Source organism: Microbulbifer sp. NBRC 101763 (assembly GCF_040371615.1).
GTDB classification, from domain to species: domain Bacteria; phylum Pseudomonadota; class Gammaproteobacteria; order Pseudomonadales; family Cellvibrionaceae; genus Microbulbifer; species Microbulbifer variabilis.
Genome location: NZ_BAABQV010000003.1, coordinates 527,728 through 544,631 on the forward strand (window position 1 = coordinate 527,728; position 16,904 = coordinate 544,631).

19 protein-coding genes are annotated in these 16,904 nt (G+C 50.4%); 8 read left to right on the forward strand and 11 right to left on the reverse strand.

Annotated elements, in window-relative coordinates:
• Positions 1-154: 154 nt before the first annotated feature.
• Both ABWV76_RS10510 and ABWV76_RS10515 read right to left on the reverse strand, forming a co-directional pair.
• Positions 155-739, reverse strand: coding sequence for an META domain-containing protein (locus ABWV76_RS10510; protein ID WP_020414082.1), 585 nt, complete (start codon positions 737-739; stop codon positions 155-157).
• Positions 720-1,193, reverse strand: coding sequence for an META domain-containing protein (locus ABWV76_RS10515; RefSeq protein ID WP_020414083.1), 474 nt, complete (start codon positions 1,191-1,193; stop codon positions 720-722). Before ABWV76_RS10515 ends, ABWV76_RS10510 begins: the two co-directional genes overlap by 20 nt.
• Positions 1,194-1,363: 170 nt before the next feature.
• On the opposite strand from ABWV76_RS10515, the gene pyk reads away from it, so the two are divergent.
• Complete coding sequence (pyk, locus tag ABWV76_RS10520; RefSeq protein ID WP_353375917.1) at positions 1,364-2,800, forward strand: pyruvate kinase; 1,437 nt, start codon at positions 1,364-1,366, stop codon at positions 2,798-2,800.
• A gap of 63 nt (positions 2,801-2,863) precedes the next feature.
• On the opposite strand, the gene ABWV76_RS10525 is transcribed toward pyk, so the two are convergent.
• The 6 genes from ABWV76_RS10525 to hutC form a co-directional block, all read right to left on the reverse strand.
• Complete coding sequence (locus ABWV76_RS10525; RefSeq protein ID WP_020414085.1) at positions 2,864-3,040, reverse strand: hypothetical protein; 177 nt, start codon at positions 3,038-3,040, stop codon at positions 2,864-2,866.
• A gap of 303 nt (positions 3,041-3,343) precedes the next feature.
• On the reverse strand, positions 3,344-3,844 hold the full coding sequence (locus ABWV76_RS10530) for a hypothetical protein (RefSeq protein ID WP_353375918.1): 501 nt from the start codon (positions 3,842-3,844) through the stop codon (positions 3,344-3,346).
• 100 nt (positions 3,845-3,944) lie between these two features.
• Complete coding sequence (locus tag ABWV76_RS10535; RefSeq protein ID WP_020414087.1) at positions 3,945-4,283, reverse strand: hypothetical protein; 339 nt, start codon at positions 4,281-4,283, stop codon at positions 3,945-3,947.
• A gap of 296 nt (positions 4,284-4,579) precedes the next feature.
• The gene (hutH, locus tag ABWV76_RS10540) at positions 4,580-6,130 is read right to left on the reverse strand and encodes a histidine ammonia-lyase (RefSeq protein WP_020414088.1); all 1,551 of its coding nucleotides are present in this window, start codon (positions 6,128-6,130) and stop codon (positions 4,580-4,582) included.
• Positions 6,131-6,241: 111 nt separating this feature from the next.
• A complete protein-coding gene (gene hutU, locus ABWV76_RS10545) occupies positions 6,242-7,918 on the reverse strand; it encodes a urocanate hydratase (protein ID WP_353375919.1) in 1,677 nt (558 codons plus the stop codon).
• Between the two features lie 89 nt (positions 7,919-8,007).
• Positions 8,008-8,718, reverse strand: a complete 711-nt coding sequence (gene hutC, locus ABWV76_RS10550; protein ID WP_026305168.1) for a histidine utilization transcriptional repressor HutC — start codon at positions 8,716-8,718, stop codon at positions 8,008-8,010.
• A gap of 190 nt (positions 8,719-8,908) precedes the next feature.
• On the opposite strand from hutC, the gene hutI reads away from it, so the two are divergent.
• The 4 genes from hutI (at position 8,909) to ABWV76_RS10570 (ending at position 12,626) form a co-directional block, all read left to right on the forward strand.
• Positions 8,909-10,138, forward strand: a complete 1,230-nt coding sequence (hutI, locus tag ABWV76_RS10555; RefSeq protein WP_020414092.1) for an imidazolonepropionase — start codon at positions 8,909-8,911, stop codon at positions 10,136-10,138.
• Positions 10,122-11,084 carry a formimidoylglutamase gene (gene hutG / locus ABWV76_RS10560; protein WP_020414093.1) on the forward strand — a complete coding sequence of 321 codons (963 nt, stop codon included), beginning with the start codon at positions 10,122-10,124 and terminating at the stop codon, positions 11,082-11,084. Before hutI ends, hutG begins: the two co-directional genes overlap by 17 nt.
• A 148-nt stretch (positions 11,085-11,232) precedes the next feature.
• Complete coding sequence (locus ABWV76_RS10565; RefSeq protein ID WP_020414094.1) at positions 11,233-12,117, forward strand: LysR family transcriptional regulator; 885 nt, start codon at positions 11,233-11,235, stop codon at positions 12,115-12,117.
• Between the two features lie 107 nt (positions 12,118-12,224).
• Positions 12,225-12,626, forward strand: coding sequence for a RidA family protein (locus ABWV76_RS10570; protein WP_353375920.1), 402 nt, complete (start codon positions 12,225-12,227; stop codon positions 12,624-12,626).
• 49 nt (positions 12,627-12,675) lie between these two features.
• Here ABWV76_RS10570 and ABWV76_RS10575 read toward each other — a convergent pair whose 3' ends face one another.
• From ABWV76_RS10575 to ABWV76_RS10585, 3 genes are all read right to left on the reverse strand, one after another.
• Positions 12,676-13,695, reverse strand: a complete 1,020-nt coding sequence (locus ABWV76_RS10575; protein ID WP_353375921.1) for an alpha/beta hydrolase — start codon at positions 13,693-13,695, stop codon at positions 12,676-12,678.
• Positions 13,696-13,732: 37 nt separating this feature from the next.
• Positions 13,733-14,155, reverse strand: a complete 423-nt coding sequence (locus ABWV76_RS10580; protein ID WP_020414097.1) for an organic hydroperoxide resistance protein — start codon at positions 14,153-14,155, stop codon at positions 13,733-13,735.
• A 184-nt stretch (positions 14,156-14,339) separates the two neighbouring features.
• A complete protein-coding gene (locus ABWV76_RS10585) occupies positions 14,340-14,780 on the reverse strand; it encodes a MarR family winged helix-turn-helix transcriptional regulator (protein WP_282952151.1) in 441 nt (146 codons plus the stop codon).
• A 177-nt stretch (positions 14,781-14,957) separates the two neighbouring features.
• On the opposite strand from ABWV76_RS10585, the gene ABWV76_RS10590 reads away from it, so the two are divergent.
• From ABWV76_RS10590 to ABWV76_RS10600, 3 genes are all read left to right on the forward strand, one after another.
• Entirely contained in the window at positions 14,958-15,461 is a 504-nt protein-coding gene (locus ABWV76_RS10590; RefSeq protein ID WP_353375922.1) for an RNA polymerase sigma factor, read from the forward strand.
• A complete protein-coding gene (locus ABWV76_RS10595; RefSeq protein WP_353375923.1) occupies positions 15,458-16,051 on the forward strand; it encodes a hypothetical protein in 594 nt (197 codons plus the stop codon). The genes ABWV76_RS10590 and ABWV76_RS10595 overlap by 4 nt, the downstream gene beginning before the upstream one ends.
• Positions 16,052-16,113: 62 nt before the next feature.
• Entirely contained in the window at positions 16,114-16,449 is a 336-nt protein-coding gene (locus ABWV76_RS10600; RefSeq protein ID WP_353375924.1) for a superinfection immunity protein, read from the forward strand.
• Positions 16,450-16,904: the final 455 nt, after the last annotated feature.

Sequence of the window (16,904 nt, forward strand, 5' to 3'; positions counted from 1 at the left end):
ATGTTTTTGTCACTTTTTGAAAGTATGATGCGCGGCATAGAGGCTTTCTTAAGCGAATGCGCATCTGACTCATCTTTTTGATTCTTCTTGATTGTAATATTGGCGACTCTTTGGGTCGCCTTTTTTATGCTTGTAACCTTTGTGTAGAGTGATCTTAGCGCATGATTTCATCAACCCGATTAAATTCGAGCCGGGTATTGCTGTCGCGACTACTCATAATCAATTTGTCCCCAACGACTTCGAGGAGTCGGGCTTTGCGCAGTGCCTTCAGGTAGTCGGCCTCCAGCTCATCACTGGGATGGGCCCGGCCTTTACGTGAGATGGCCGGGACTGTTGACCAGGACAGAGCACCGTTGCTCTCCAGGGAAAAGCGTCCCAGGTAGGGGTTTACACCGCCGCTTCCGCGTACAAAACCAAAGCGGTCACAGGTGAAAAAAGGTCTTTCGCGCCAAAATTTCCGCCATATGAGTAGGTACTCATAGGTATGTTCGCCATCTTTCAGACTGGACAGAACCCACTCGTGATTACAGGCAGACCAGGCTGAATGTCGGAGAGGCTGGGGTTCACTGGGGGCGTCAAAGGACATACACCCGGAAAGAAGCAGGGCGAGCAGGCTTGGAATCATAAGCTGCAAGCGTAAGTGATCTCGCGGCATGATGTCGTTCTCGTAAGTATTGCGACATTTAATCGTAAAAACTACCAGTGGTCTGTGGTGGCGTTCAAGGTCCTGCACGGACATATTCAATATATATATCACCGGAAGCATCGCGCAGGATCAGGCGTTTTCCCCGGGATTTGGTAAAAGCTTGGCGGGTGCCGGAGAGCGCCCGCAGGTAAGTATGTTCCTGTTGCAGCAGCTGGGGTGGACCGCCCATTTTGGTAGATACAAAGCTGGAGGTGTCCCACAACATCTGGCCGTTGGCCGTAATTTGTAATTCCCCACGATAGGTATTGATGCCGCTGCGGCCCATTACATTGCCATCGGGGTTGCACAGGAATGTGAAGTTTTCCGGTTTTTGTACCGGGATAGCGGCCCCGTTAACTCGCAGGCGCACCAACTGCCACTTTTTACCGCATACACTCTGCGGGTTCCCCGCATTTTGTATGACTCTTGCTTCCTCCGAACCGGTTGCCAGGCATCCGCCAATTACCAGCAGGGCTCCCAGTAGCCATATTTGCACCAACCTGCTCATTGGCGAATAACTCCCTTATTCCGATTTTCGTTTTCCCGCTTTGTCCAATATATCCAGCCGGAATCTGCCTCATATATAAGCCTAGTAATTGCCTGCGATAGGGAGTCGACAGGAGTGACAAGCTATGCTTCCACTGAGATGGGGGTAGGGATTTGCGGATAAATACAGACATGATCAGACGCACGAAAATTGTCGCCACACTCGGTCCCGCGAGTGACCAGAGCGATACCCTCTGCCAGTTGATTGCGGAGGGAGTCAATATGGTACGCCTCAATTTTTCCCATGGTGTTTCCGCAGATCACCGCCGCCGGGCCGAACAGGTTCGTGCTGAGGCGGCGCGGCAGGGGTGTCATGTTGCGATTCTCGGTGATTTGCAGGGACCTAAAATTCGGGTGGGCAAATTTGGCGATGGTCGAGTTTTACTGGAGAGCGGTTCGGAATTTGTCCTCGACCCCAACCGAGCGGATGCGGGTGGCGATGCCAATGGGGTATCGGTGGATTATCCCCAGTTAGCACAGGATTGTGTCCTCGGCGATTGCCTCTTATTGGACGATGGTCGCCTCAGTTTGCGAGTAAAAAAAATCGAAGGCACTGAAGTTATTACTGAAGTGGAGTCAGGGGGCTGGCTTTCGGATCGCAAAGGGATTAATAAACAAGGTGGAGGACTCACAGCCCCGGCCTTGACTGAAAAAGACCTGCGGGATATTCAGGTAGCCGCGGAGTTGCAACTGGATTACCTGGCTGTTTCCTTTCCCCGTGAGGCTCAGGATATTCACCGGGCGCGGGAACTCCTGCAACAGGCTGGCGGCACTTCCCAAATCATCGCCAAAATAGAGCGTGCTGAAGCGGTTTCCAGTGATGCGCATTTGGAAAAATTAATCCTGGCAAGCGACGCAATAATGGTGGCACGCGGTGACTTGGCGGTAGAGATTGGCGATGCGGAGTTAATGGGGGTACAAAAACACCTGATTAAATTTGCGCGCTACCTGAATCGCACAGTAATCACCGCTACTCAAATGATGGAGTCGATGATTTCCAACCCAGTGCCGACAAGGGCCGAAGTGTGTGATGTTGCCAATGCTGTCCTGGATGGTACTGATGCGGTAATGCTCTCGGCGGAAACTGCCAGCGGTCGTTACCCGGTGGAGACAGTGCGGCATATGGCTGAGGTGATTATTGGGGCGGAAAAACACCGTGCTACCCAGAGGCCCTCAGATATTTTACGTGGTAATTATCCGGCTGGTGATGCTTGTATTGCTGTGGCTGCTATTACCATTGCGAATCATTGCAGGGATATCAAGGCGATTATCTGCCAGACCGAAACCGGAAATACTGCTCTACTGATGTCACGGGTCCGTTCGGTAATCCCCATTTATGCCTTTTGCCGACACCGCCGTATCTGTAACCGTGTGGCGCTTTACCGGGGCGTCGATCCGGTATTGATGGCAGTTGCGGGCATGGATGGACCCTCCAGGGACCAAAAGGCAATAGGCCACCTGAAGCAGAGGAAGCTGTTAATGCCAGGAGATTTTGTTTTGGTTTCGCGAGGCTATCAACAGGATATTGGTGGTCACACAGATACCCTGCGGGTTGTTCGCGTTGAGTAAAGCTCATCTTACTCAACTGTAAATTTCAAATTTAAATAAAAATCGGAGTATTTAAATCTATTTTTAGCCGGAGCGGCTACAACGCACCAGGGTTTTAGTTTCCAATTCCTGCTCTACACAGTGAAATTTTTGCCCGTTCAAGGACAATGACTTGGGGCTTCCCTTGGGCGCGGTTGTCGAACAACCGGCAACTCCTGTTGCCAGGGCCACGGTAAGCAGAAGCAGTAGTAATTTCTGCACCGCAGTTACCTCTTGACTTGCAATGAGTTGCACAAGCTTGTGATGTGTCTTTTCTCAGATTAGAGGGAATAAATGTCAAAGTGAGGAAATAAGCGACATTTTGTAAATTGTGGCGACACTTATCGCAAGTGATGAGGTGAAGATAGCTTGTCGAAACTTTCAATTTCTAGAGTATTGGTTTTTTGAGGCCCAGATTTCAGGGTTGTGTTCACTTTAAAGACCAATGTCTGTCCCGCTTTTTAAGTGCCCCACCGGGACTTGGAAAAATCCCGATGGGGTAAAAATTTTTATAACAGCGGATGATTAGCGTCTCCCGCGGTAATGCCCTCCACGAACGCGATGATACCCGCGATGCCCTCTGTAACCGCGATGTCCTCTATACCCGCGATGGCTGCGATACACTCGGTGGCCGCGATATCCGCCATGGTAGGCGCGAACACGCAGGTAGGATGGTCTGGGAGAGTAGAAGCGGTTGTAGTAAGGCAGCCCACGATAGTAGTACCTCGCACGATAGCGAGGATTTCCGCGGAGCGCGGGGGAACGGTAATAGGAGTAGGCTCCGCCATAGTAGTAGCCGTAGCGCGGTGTTGCCCGGTAGTACTGGTAAACCGGCGTTCGGTAGGAGACATAAATATTACTTGAAGGGTAGTAGTTGGGGGTGGCGTAAGGGTATACGTAAGAGGAGGTATAGGCGATTCCCCCCCCACTGTAATAGCCACCATAACCTCCGGTTGTACAGGCCCCTAAGGTGAGGCCCACACATACCGTGGCGGCGATAATCACCGACTTCACAGCTCTATTCATAGTGCTTTCTCCGGTAAGTGGAATTTCCCCCCGGAGAGGCCGTGCCCACAGGGGGCAAGCCCCTTGTGTGTGCCAATCTGGCGAACACTAAATTTCGGGATTAATAGGGCCTGGCGCGGAAGCGTGGGTCGGGAGGATCAAGCACCTGAAAGCCTCTGTTCACTACTGCCGGTGGTCTCAGGCGGTAGAAATTGCCGTCCCAGTAGAAATTACAATGCTGCACGTTGTGACAAGTGCCATCGGGGTGACAGTGGGCATAGCGACCACGCAGGTTGTAATAGGTCTTACTGTAATAAGGGCTGTATCCGTAATAACTGGCTGAACAATCGTAACTCCCACATGGGTAGCCGGAACCACTGCAAGCAGAGAGGGAAGCGCCCGCTGCGATTGCCAGTGCAAAGCCAGAGCCACAGAGCAGCCTTCTGGACAGCGATTTCATCAAGACCTCCACGCCTTTTGGCGGGTAAAACGTCTAATAATCAGCCTAGCACTTTTGTCGCAAAAATCATCATGAAGTAAAAAAAATGTTCTAGTAGGGGATTGGCGGGCAAATTGGTAATGAGATGAGACGAATGGAAAGTTCCACTTCTGAGAGGCGGTTGTCTGGAGCAAAAACGGTAAGGTGGGGAGGGGGGTAAAACCACTAAATATTCACAAAATACCGGGATGGAATATCGCCGATATTTTGTGAGAAAGGCTCCTGCCAGCCTTGCTGGTTGCGGGAGCTAAATCAAATTATTTGGCGCTCGGCAGTACTAACGGGCTTACAGCATCGAGGTAAGCGCCGCTGCTTAGTAGCTGTTTAGCATCTTCAATATCCGGAGCAAAGTAACGGTCTTTATCATAGAAAGGCACTCGCTCGCGCAGTTTTGTCTTCGCCGATTCCAGTTTTTCTGTGGACTTTAATGGAGCGCGAAAATCCAACCCCTGGCAAGCTGCGAGTAATTCCACAGCCAAAATACCACAGGTATTGTCGGCCATTTCCCGCAGGCGGCGGCCGGCAAAAGTCGCCATGGAAACGTGGTCTTCCTGGTTTGCGGAAGTGGGCAGGGAGTCCACGCTGGCAGGATGTGCCATGGATTTATTTTCACTGGCCAATGCGGCAGAAGTAACCTGGGCGATCATAAAGCCAGAGTTTACTCCGCCATTTTCCACCAGGAACGGGGGCAGGCCGGACAAGTTGCTGTCGATCAGCAGGGCCATACGGCGTTCGGATAGCGAGCCGATTTCTGCCAGTGCCAACGCCAGGTTATCGGCGACCATGGCCACTGGTTCCGCGTGAAAATTACCGCCGGAAATAATGTCAGAGTTATCCGGGTTTTTCTCGTCGGTAAATACCAGTGGGTTGTCGGAAACACCATTTGCTTCGGCCAGCAGCACTTCAGCGGCAAAGCGCATTTGTTGCAGACAGGCGCCCATTACCTGGGGCTGGCAGCGCAAGGAGTAGGGATCTTGCACTTTCTCGCAAAACTGATGTGAATCACCGATCTGGCTATTTTCACCGAGCAGGTCGCGGTAAACGGCGGCGACATCCCGCTGTGCCTGTTGGCCACGGGCGTTGTGGATACGGTCGTCGAAGGGACGGCGTGAGCCCTTGGCGGCTTCCAGTGTCATGGCACCGGTAACCAGTGCGCCGGCGAATAAATCCTCGCTGGCGAACAGGCCGAGCAGAGCAAAGGCGGTGGAAGCCTGGGTGCCGTTTAGCAGGGCGAGGCCCTCTTTGGGAGCCAGGGTGATAGGCTCCAGGCCTGCGGCTTTCAGGCCCTCATGGGCATGCTTGCGTACGCCTTTAATAAATACTTCACCTTCGCCCAGCAGTACCACACTCATATGGGCCAGCGGTGCCAAGTCACCTGAAGCACCTACAGAGCCCTTTTCGGGAATTGCAGGGTAAACGCCTGCATTAACCAGTTGTATCAGTGCTTCAATAACCTGAGGGCGCACGCCGGAAAAACCGCGGGCCAGGGAGTTGATTTTCAGTACCATCAGCAAGCGTACGGTAGCTTCGCTCATAAAGTTGCCGGTGCCGGCGGCATGGCTCAGTACAATAGCGCGTTGCAGGTTTTCCAGGTCGTGCTTTTCAATGCGAGTGTTGGCGAGTAGGCCAAAACCGGTATTGATACCGTATACCGTGCGGCCTTCGGTAATTACCTGGGCAACGGTGTGGGCAGAAGCTTCGATAGCGGGGTAGGCACTTTTTGCCAGGGACAGCTGCACCGACTCGCGAGCTACGCGGCGCAGTTGCGCAAGGCTTAACTGGCCGGGATCGATTTCCAATTGATACATAAATTAATTCACCAAAAAATATTTACTGCACTGGCGCCGGTCGTCCAGCCCGAAAAAATTATTCGGGCCGTAAGAGATTTCTACCGGCGGTATTTTTATTGCGGTAAAAAATCAGTCTTTCAGCATGGGCAGGTCGAGGCCCTGTTCTTTTGCACATTTTTTCGCGACTTCATAGCCGGCATCAGCGTGGCGCATTACGCCGGTGGCAGGGTCATTCCAGAGAACACGCTCGATACGCTTGCGCGCAGCTTCGGTGCCGTCACAGACAATCACCACACCTGAATGTTGGGAGAAGCCCATGCCGACACCACCACCGTGGTGCAGGGATACCCAGGTGGCACCGGAGGCGGTATTCAATAGGGCGTTTAGCAACGGCCAGTCGGAGACAGCATCGGAGCCATCCATCATGGCCTCTGTCTCGCGATTAGGGCTGGCCACTGAGCCGCTGTCTAGGTGATCGCGGCCGATAACCACTGGTGCTTCCAATTCGCCATTGGCGACCATTTCGTTAAATGCCAGAGCCAAGCGCGCACGATCTTTCAGGCCAACCCAACAGATACGTGCGGGCAGTCCCTGGAAATGAATGCGCTCACGGGCCATATCAAGCCAGTTATGCAGCTGCGGATTGTCGGGGATCAACTCTTTAACTTTGGCATCGGTCTTGTAGATATCTTCCGGGTTGCCGGACAGGGCCGCCCAGCGGAAAGGACCTACGCCTTCACAGAACAGCGGACGAATATAGGCGGGTACAAATCCGGGGAAGTCGAAGGCATTTTCCACACCCTCTTCGAGGGCCATCTGGCGAATATTGTTGCCGTAGTCGAGGGTGGCGGCGCCGCGCTTTTGCAGCTCCAGCATGGCTTCCACCTGGATTGCCATGGATTGCTTGGCCGCTTTTATCACCGCGGCCTCGTCTTTTTTCCGCATTTCTGCAGCGTATTCCATGGTCCAGCCTTTAGGCAGGTAACCATTTAAAGGGTCGTGTGCGGAAGTTTGGTCGGTAACTGAATCTGGCAGAATATTGCGCTGCACAATTTCCGGGAAAATATCGGCTGCGTTGCCCAGCAGGCCAACCGAAATGGCTTCGCCTTTTTCCATGGCCTCTTCAACCATTTGCAGCGCTTCGTCGAGACTGGTGGCTTTCCTGTCTACATAGCCAGTGCGCAAACGGAAATCGATACGGGTTTCATCGCACTCCACCGCGATCATGCAGAAGCCTGCCATAGTGGCTGCCAGGGGCTGGGCGCCACCCATGCCGCCGAGGCCGCCGGTGAGAATCCATTTGCCTTTTGCTTCTCCGTTAAAATGTTTACGTGCCACTGCTGCGAAGGTTTCATAGGTTCCCTGTACGATGCCTTGGGAGCCGATATAGATCCAGGAGCCGGCGGTCATCTGGCCATACATGGCCAGGCCTTTTTTATCCAGCTCGTTGAAGTGTTCCCAGTTGGCCCAGTGGGGAACCAGGTTGGAGTTGGCAATTAATACTCGCGGCGCATCGGCATGGGTTTTAAATACACCTACTGGCTTGCCAGACTGTACCAGCAGGGTCTCATCACCTTCCAGGCGCGTTAGCACTTCGACAATCTTGTCGTAGCATTCCCAGTCGCGTGCTGCGCGGCCGATACCACCATAAACCACCAGATCTTCCGGGCGCTCTGCAACTTCTGCATCCAGATTGTTCATTAACATGCGCAGGGGAGCTTCGGTAAGCCAGCTTTTAGCATTGAGCTTGGTGCCGTGAGGAGCGCGGATTTTACGACTTGGGTCGTGACGTTTATCGGTGGACATGGATTCCTCGCAAAATGAATTAGTTAAATTTCATGCGCCCTTATTGCTGGCTATTTGGCCAGTCGGCGATTTTTTTGATAAAGCAGTGTCTAGAATCTCAGTTGTGCACCCAGACGGTAGCGATTGCCCGGGTGTACTAAGCGCGCAAAGCTCACGGTGCCGGCGCTGCTCTTGGTGCGTCTCCATACCTGCAGGCATGCATCGCCGGTAGCTATTTCCAATGCGTAGGCAATGGATGCTTCTGCGGCGATCGCTTCAACAGTGGTATCCGCCTCGGTCAAAGGTGCAACCCTGGAAAGATAGGCGTTGGGCGTAGTGTGGGCGAAATCCTGCTGCAGGTATTCCGGGGCTAATGCAGGATTGGTGAAGCGCTCCTCCCATTGAATGGGCAGGCTGTTATCACAGTGCACAATAATGGAGTGAAAAACTTTGGCCTGTTCGGGCACTTCCAGGGCGCGCGCCACTTCAGCGCTGGCCATACACTGCTGTGCCAGCAAAATGCGGTTGCTGTAGCTGTGTCCGCGTGCCGAAATCTCATCGGCAATATTGCGCACTTCTAATAGGGAACTGGCAGGCACCGGCTCAGCAACAAAAGTGCCAAGCCCTTGGGAGCGCATCAGTACCCTTTCGTCGGTCAGTTCGCTCAGGGCGCGCCTGGCTGTCATACGACTGACACCAAACTCTTGCGCCAGCTGGTTCTCCGAGGGCACCTGGAAGTGGACGGGCCAAGCGCCAATTTCAATTTGTTGGCGGATATGGCGCTTAATCATCGCGTAGCGTGGTTCGCTTGCAGTATTCATAGACTCAGGTACAGTGTAATGAATGCTTGTATATGGTTGTATATACAATAGCTATTTCTGGCTACTATGGTGGCCAAAATGATGACTGTCAAGCCGGGGCTATGGTCTGTATCCTGAGTGCTTCGGTTTTGCCTGGCAGCTCAGCCGGGCATCTATGGTTTAAGAAGGAAAAGCGCGCCGCTAGAAGCTTATGACAGAACGCTGTGACCTACTGATTACGAATGTGAATGCCGCCACCATGGACCCCTCGATAGTGGGTGCATACGGTGCTGTGGAGGATGCTGCTGTAGCGGTAACCGGCGGCAAGATTGTCTGGTTGGGACCACGCCGGGAATTACCTGACTGCACCCCGGACGAGGTTATTGATGGTGAGGGCCAGTGGTTGACCCCAGGGCTAATCGACTGCCATACCCACCTTGTTTATGGCGGTCATCGGGCCGGGGAGTTTGCCCGCCGCCTGGGGGGAGAGAGCTATGAAGAAGTGGCCCGCTCCGGTGGTGGCATTATTTCTACAGTGCGCGCCACCCGTGCAGCCAGTGCCGAGCAGTTATATCGACTATCTGAACCGCGCCTTCATGCATTGATGTCCGAAGGGGTTACTACGGTAGAAATCAAATCCGGTTATGGCCTCGACCTGGATACCGAGCTAAAGCAACTGCGAACCGCCCGCCGCCTGGCCCAACATAATCCGGTAAATATAGTGACCAGCTGCCTGGCAGCTCATGCCCTGCCACCGGAATACGATGGTCGCCCTGATGAATATATTGACCTGATTTGTGAGCAGATACTACCAGCGGTGGCGCGAGAGCAGCTGGCAGATGCTGTAGATATGTTTTGCGAGACTATCGGTTTCTCCGTGGACCAATGTCAGCGGGTAATTGATGCTGCAAAGAAACTCGATTTACCTGTAAAGGTACATGCTGAACAGTTGGCTCGTACCGGCGCAACGGCTATGGCTGCCAAGGCTGGCGCATTATCCGTGGATCATATTGAATACATCAGCGATGCCGATGTATTGGCTATGGCTGAAAGCGGTACCGTGGCGGTATTGTTACCAGGTGCTTTTTATACCCTGCATGAGACCCAGGTCCCACCAGTTGAAAAGCTGCGTGGGGCGGGAGTGTGCATGGCTCTGTCCACTGACCTCAATCCCGGCAGCTGTCCAATCGCCTCTTTGCGTTTGATGATGAATATGGGTTGTAACTTATTTGGTCTAACTCCTGCCGAAGCACTTGCCGGTGTGACCCGATCAGCGGCACGAGCGTTGGGACTTTGTTGCTCTCGTGGCGTGCTGCGTCCGGGGCTACGCGCTGATATGGTTTTGTGGCCGATGGATACCCCAGACCTGCTGGCTTATGAAGTGGGTGCGCTGAAGCCCGCGCAAATTTTTCTCGGAGGTAGAGATGTTACAGCTGGCTGATATGCACCTGTGGAGTGGTCGCACTGATAGCGAAGATGGTCGCGCCGGTGAGCGTTGGCATCAACGGGTTACACCATTACAGCTGGATAATCCTCCTGGGATCGCCATTCTCGGTTTTGCCTCCGATGAGGGTGTTCGCCGTAATAAAGGGCGCATCGGTGCCGCCAAAGGCCCACGTATCCTGCGCCTGGCAATGGCTAACCTGCCTGCCACTTTTGAATTGCCTCTCTATGATGCAGGCAATGTTCGTGTTGAGCGTGAGGACTTGGAGTCTGGTCAGGCGTTACTGGGGGCGCGGATAAATGAGTTATTAGGTAATGGTCATTTCCCGTTAGTTTTGGGTGGTGGTCATGAGATTGCTTTTGGCAGCTATCAAGGTATCGCCCGCTGGATGCGTGAACAACAGCGGGACAAAACCCTGGGGGTTATTAATTTTGATGCGCATCTGGACCTGCGTATCCCCTCGCCAAAGGGGTCATCGGGGACGCCGTTTTACCAGATTGCTGAACAGTGCCAGATCAATGGTCGCCCTTTTAATTATCTGTGTGTCGGTGCGGCTGATAACGCCAATACACCAGCGCTGTATAACCGGGCAGGTGAGCTGGGTGCTGAGGTAATCCGCGATCGGGAAATCAGTAGCTGGAACCTGGATAAGGTAAAGGGGCAAATTCGCGCGTTTACCGATAGAGTAGATTTTGTCTATCTCACTGTGTGTCTGGATGTTCTGCCTGCTGCAGTGATGCCTGCTGTAAGTGCCCCCTCTGGCCGGGGGGTGTCACTTGATTTGTTGGAAGTGTTACTTGATACCGTGATCGATTCCAAGAAAGTTTGCCTTGCTGATATGGCTGAGTTTAATCCTTATTTCGATATTGAAGATCATGCTGCTCGCACTGCCGCCCGGCTAGGATTTCAAATTGTTAACCGCATGGCTGCTCTAAGGTGCTAGGGCCTGCCGTAATGAGAGAGCTCACTGGATAGTTACAATTTTCCTACAGGCGCTCTTAAAGTAGAAATTGAATTTATAAGACAGAGCTGGAATTTTTCATAAACTCCTAACAATTTATTCCAACTAGGATGTGCCTAGAACCGTTTATATGATTAAGAGTCTGGAAATCTCGCACCTCAAATTACTGGATACGTTGTTTAAGTATAGAAACTTATCCCTGGTTGCCGAAAATTTAGATATTTCACAGCAGGCTGTGAGCCTACAGTTAAAGAAAATTCGAACAATACTCGGCGATGCTCTGTTCGTGCGCTCGGGGCACGGCATGGTACCAACCAGCTATGCAAAGTTGATTGAACCAAAAATCTGTGAAATTCTAATATTGCTTAATGAGATGCCGGCGCCGGACTCAATTGACTTCACCAAATCAGAAAGAACGCTGGTTATATCTGCAACGGATTATGCACAAACTCTTGTCACTGGCGAGTTAGTTGCTGATCTCAGAGAGTATGCGCCTAAAATAAAAGTAATCATTAAAAATATTGAAAGTACGACACTTACTCAAAAAATGCATCAGGGGGAGATTGACCTTGCCTTCACCTCTGAAGGGTACGTTCCGAGTGGATTGATTGCCCGACCTCTGGCTACAGAAAAATACCTATGTATATCTTCAAATAGGGAAATTAGCTTTGAAAACTATCTACCTATAAGAAAACTAATGGACTACGACTTTGTCGTCACATCACCTGGAGTGGGCAGTTTTCGCGGTTCTGCTGATGGATGGCTTGAAAAGCAAGGTTTAAAAAGAAATGTTGCAATTTCTACACCTTCATTTTTTATAACAAAGGAATATCTGAAGAAGACCAATATGGTGGGTTTTATACCTTCACGCCTATTACCTTGTGAAGGACTATATGAAATACCCCTTGATAAATATCCTCCTGGTTATGAAATCGTCGCAGCGTTTCACCCCTCTGCTGAAAGTGACCCACTGATCAGTTGGGTTCTGGAAAAAGCCGTTAATTATTTGAGCTAATCAATAGTAGATTGCTTGTATCCGTAACAAGCCTGGCTCAATAGATCTGATAAGTCCATAGTCCTAGTATTGCTCTGTACTTTTTTTCAGGTTACAGAGTTTTATTTATGAATATTTTAAATATCAATCCTGAATCACTATATGATGGTGCGCCCTTTGGCCTGTCTCAAGGTAAAGTGGACGTTATCAGTGGCCTTATATTTATCTCCGGTCAGGTGGATTGGAATACCGACTATGAAGTGGTTAATAAAGATATTGAAGCCCAAACAGAAAGTGCGTTTGAAAATCTATTAGCGGTGTTAACTGAGGGAGATTCGTCAGTGAATAATCTGCTGCAGCTGCGTGTTTATATCAGAGGGGAGCTCAGTGAGTATATGCCTAAGATTGTACCGATACTGACAAAATATTTGGGCGCAGTCCGTCCGGCGATCACTGGGATCGGTGTTGCATCATTGGCGTCACCGGATACTTTGGTCGAAATAGAAGCTTTAGCGCGTATATCAACTTAAGATCATAAAAAGTAGCCTCTTTGGGAGGCTACTTTTATCTGTTCCGGCCTTATTTTAGATGGTCCCTTAATTGAGCACCGGCCTGATCCAAAGAATTCTGTACTGCAGGGATATCACTCAACACATTCAACAGACCGTAGTCGTGAATCATGCCATTGTAGCGGACAGCAGTGACAGTTACGCCTGCTTCATTCAGCTTGCGGGCATAGGCCTCTCCTTCATCCCGAAGTACATCCATTTCTGCAGTTTGAACCATTGTGGGTGGTAACCCGCGTAACTGCTGAATGCTGGCACGCAGGGGCGATGCATAAATTTCAGCGCGTTGCTTCGGGTCAGTCGTGTAGCTATCCCAGAACCACTCCATCATATTTTTAGTCAGGAAGTGATCTGTAGCGAACGCCTCGTAAGACTGATTATTAAAGTTCGCATCCGTAACTGGCCATAACAATAGCTGGAATCGGAGCTTCGGAGTTCCCTTGTTTTTAGCCATTAAGGAAACGACGGCTGCCATATTACCACCTACGCTATTGCCAGCTACCGCAAGACGTGATCCATCAACTCCGATTTCCTTGCCATGATCTGCTACCCACTGAGTCGCCGCATAAGCTTGATGAATAGCAGTTGGATATTTTGCTTCCGGGGAGGGCGTGTAATCAACATAAACTGCTGCAGCGCCCGATCGGTTTACCAGATCACGAATCAGGCGTTCATGTGTGGGGTAATCACCCAGAACCCATCCGCCACCATGGAAATACATAAACACAGGTAGCTCGCCCTTGATGTTTTTGGGTTTAACCACGGTTAAGCGAATTTTCTCACCACTCACATGAATAATTCTATGGGAGACATCTGCCGGTGGGAGTGTTGCGCCCTGCTGTGCACCTATAAGAACAGCGCGGGCATCTCTTGGAGACATTTGCTCAATGGGCTTGCCACCACCTTGGGCCAGTGCATTAAGGAATTTCTGCGTATTTTGTTCCACACCAGGAGAAATGGCGGCGAAAGCTGAGATACCACCAATAGTAAAGAGAAGAGGGACCGCAAGCTTTGCAATACTAAGCTTTGTCATTACTAACACCTTCTGAAGAGTTCGCTACTGCAACTTGTCAAACAGATATATGCAGGCGCACATCGACGTTGCCGCGGGTTGCATTGGAGTAAGGGCAAACTTCTTCGTGAGCTGTGTTTGCAATTTTTTCAGCTGTAGCCTGATCGAGCCCGGGAATATTGATATAGAGGTCAATATCCAGGCCAAATCCATTGCCTTGTGGGCCGATACCAACTTCCGCACGCACGGTAGTCTCATCGGATACGTTTACCTTTTGCTTGCCGGCTACGAATTTGATCGCACCAATAAAGCAGGCTGAGTAGCCGGCTGCAAACAGTTGCTCCGGGTTGGTCCCTTCGCCGCCAGAGCCGCCTAATTCCTTCGGCATGGACAGTTTTACGCTCAGGTGGCCATCGGAAGATTTGGCTTGGCCTTCACGGCCTCCGTTGGCAGTTGCTACGGCTTTATATAGGGTTTGCATAATCGTCTCCTCATGAATTTGTCATAAAAATCGGGGTAGTGCCCTTGGGGCCGTGAGTGGCATACCTGAGGCACCAATAAATGTTATTGCGATAACTATTATTGCGATAATTACTTTTGCCTATCAGGGCAATAGGTACTGCTAAGGTAGACGAGGTAAGGGGCCCCTGACGGGCCGAAGGGGTCTATGGGTTTAGGCTTTGGCGCAATACTTCAATCTGCTCTCTAAGCACCTTGGCAGATTGGCGGGTAAGACCGCAAGCCAGTAAGACCTTCTCTGGGATCGACTCGGCCTCTTTTTGCATAGACTTGCCGCTGGTTGTCAGCTCAATAAATACCCTGCGTTCATCCCCAGGGTCGCGGTGACGGCTGATAAGTTTGAGGTTCTCCAGGCGCTTGATTACTGGAGTTAGGGCACCCTTGTCCTGCCCAAGGCGCTGACTCAGTTCCGTAGCGGTGATTTGATCTCCTTCCCAAAGAACCAGCATCAATAAGTACTGCGGATAGGTAATCCCCAGTTTTTCAAGCAGGGGTTTATACATCTTGCCCATCGCAAGAGATGCTGAATAAAGGCTAAAGCAGAGCTGGTTATCGAGTTTCTGGTCTTTGTTAATAGATTTCGCCATAGGCGCACCCTAGTTGCTGGTGGCAATGTTGTGCCAGTGTAGCGCAATAGAGTAGCTAATAGCTCTATCCATTATCCCGGAAATAGTGATAGAGGTAAGCCCAAAAAATATTGAAAACATTTTGTAAGGTTTTTGATGCCGCCGGTACAGTATCTTACATAGATGATGGAGTAGCCGGTGGAATCGCGGGATCAATTATTTCAACAAGCAATAGAGGAATATGCTGAAGGTATTTCTCGGGTGGTACATAGTTATGTACATTCCAGGGCTGAGCATGATGATCTACTACAGGAGATCTGGCTGGGGTTATGGCGAGCTCTGCCCGCATTCCGGGGGGATGCCAGCCTTAAGACGTTTGTATATCGCATTGCGCAGAATCGCTGTGTAACAGAGATAACCAGGCGAAAACCGCAGAATAGTTGTGGAGAGGAATTACTGGAGTTAGAGGATCATCAGCCTGGCCCTGCTGAGCGTTTGGCTGCTGAGCAAAAGTCGGATCGCTTGGTTCGTGCCGTGCAACGGTTACCCTTGGGACTACGACAAACATTGATTCTTCGTCTGGAGGGGTTGAGCTATGCAGAAATTTCTGAGGTGCTTGGTATCGGTGAATCCAATATTGCGGTACGGCTAAACAGAGCTAAAGAGCGCCTAAATATTTGTCTGTCAGGAGGTGAGAAGTGAGAGGGACAGATTCTGATAAGCAGTGGTTGGAGCTGGAAAAGATATGGAAGCAGCTGCCGGTAAATACAGAAGTTCCAGCTGCAATCCTTAAGTGGGTGCGTCGTCAGGAACGGCGTATGCGATTAGTGGTAGCCTTTGAGTGGCTTGTAGTGTTAGGAGTAGGTATCTATGTAGTAGTAGGGATACTCAATAAAGATCAATCCGATGTTATTTTACGGTTGGCTTTTGCGCTATCAATGCTTGCTTTGGCAGTTGGGTTCTCCATGACCAATCGGCGTGGCTTGTGGGCTCCATTAGAGGAATCGGCAAAAGCTTATGTAGATTTGGGGCTTCTCAGGTTAAAGCGCAAACGTAGAGAGGTTCATTTCAGCTGGTTCTTTTTATTTCTACAAATGTTTTTGATCGGTATATGGAGCTATGCAAGAGCTTATAGTGGTTCGACAGAACCCTTAATTCGCCATCCCCAGGAGGTTCTCATTGTTTTTTCGGGCTTTGTCGTTTTTCTGATTCTGTACAGTGTCTACATATATAGACGTACAGGAAGAGAAAAAATGGTGTTGAAGAGTTTTCAGAAAAAATATCTAAAATAACTGTAAAGAAATGGTTGCTGGCGGGACTGTAAAAAGAACAATCAATAATTAGGAATAAGGATATGTTTACAGATCTTGATCAGTTGGTAACTAGCTTCTTGGAAATCCTCAGTGGTGTCAGTGCGCTTACAGGTTTTATTTTTGTTACATTCTTTTTGCTGGTTTGTTTCTTGCCATCAATAGTTGCATTTTTTTTTAACCGAAAGCATTTCCCAAAGATCTTTGCAGCAAATGTTCCCGCAATACTTTCATGGATTGCCTGGTTTGCACTACTCGCTTGGGCGGTTACAGGTAAGCGGAGAAGTAAGGATAAAGGCCAGCAGGTAAGTGCACATGATACAAGCACCATTGTAGAGGGAGATCGGACTATAAAAGCTTCTTCAGGGAAAAGCTTGTAGAGTTAATTTGTCAGCTACTTTTCAAGCAGGGAGGCCCTCATTTAGTAGGGCCTCGATACCAGGCATCGTCATCCCCCTTTCTTACAGTCTTTGCAGGCTAATTTTCAGGCAAAAATCTTTTTGAAATATTTTTCCAAAAAGTGCTTGCCGGCCCTCCCTGAAGTCCGTATAGTTCGCCTCCTCGCTGCTCAGGCAGCAGTGGGAAGGCAGCTCCAAGTAATTGATTTTCTTAAGAAAATTTCTTCAAAAAGAGCTTGCCAAGCACGGAGAGGTCGCTATAATGCGCACCACTTCAAGCAAGGGTGGAAACAACCTTGCCGGGATTTGAAAAGCGCTTTGAGCAGTTCAAATCACCGAAAAAAAGCTGCAAAAAATCACTTGATTCAGCAGCCCGGATGTGTAGAATACGCGTCCCGCAGTTAGAGCCGAGCGCTCAACTGAGTTGTTTAAAAATT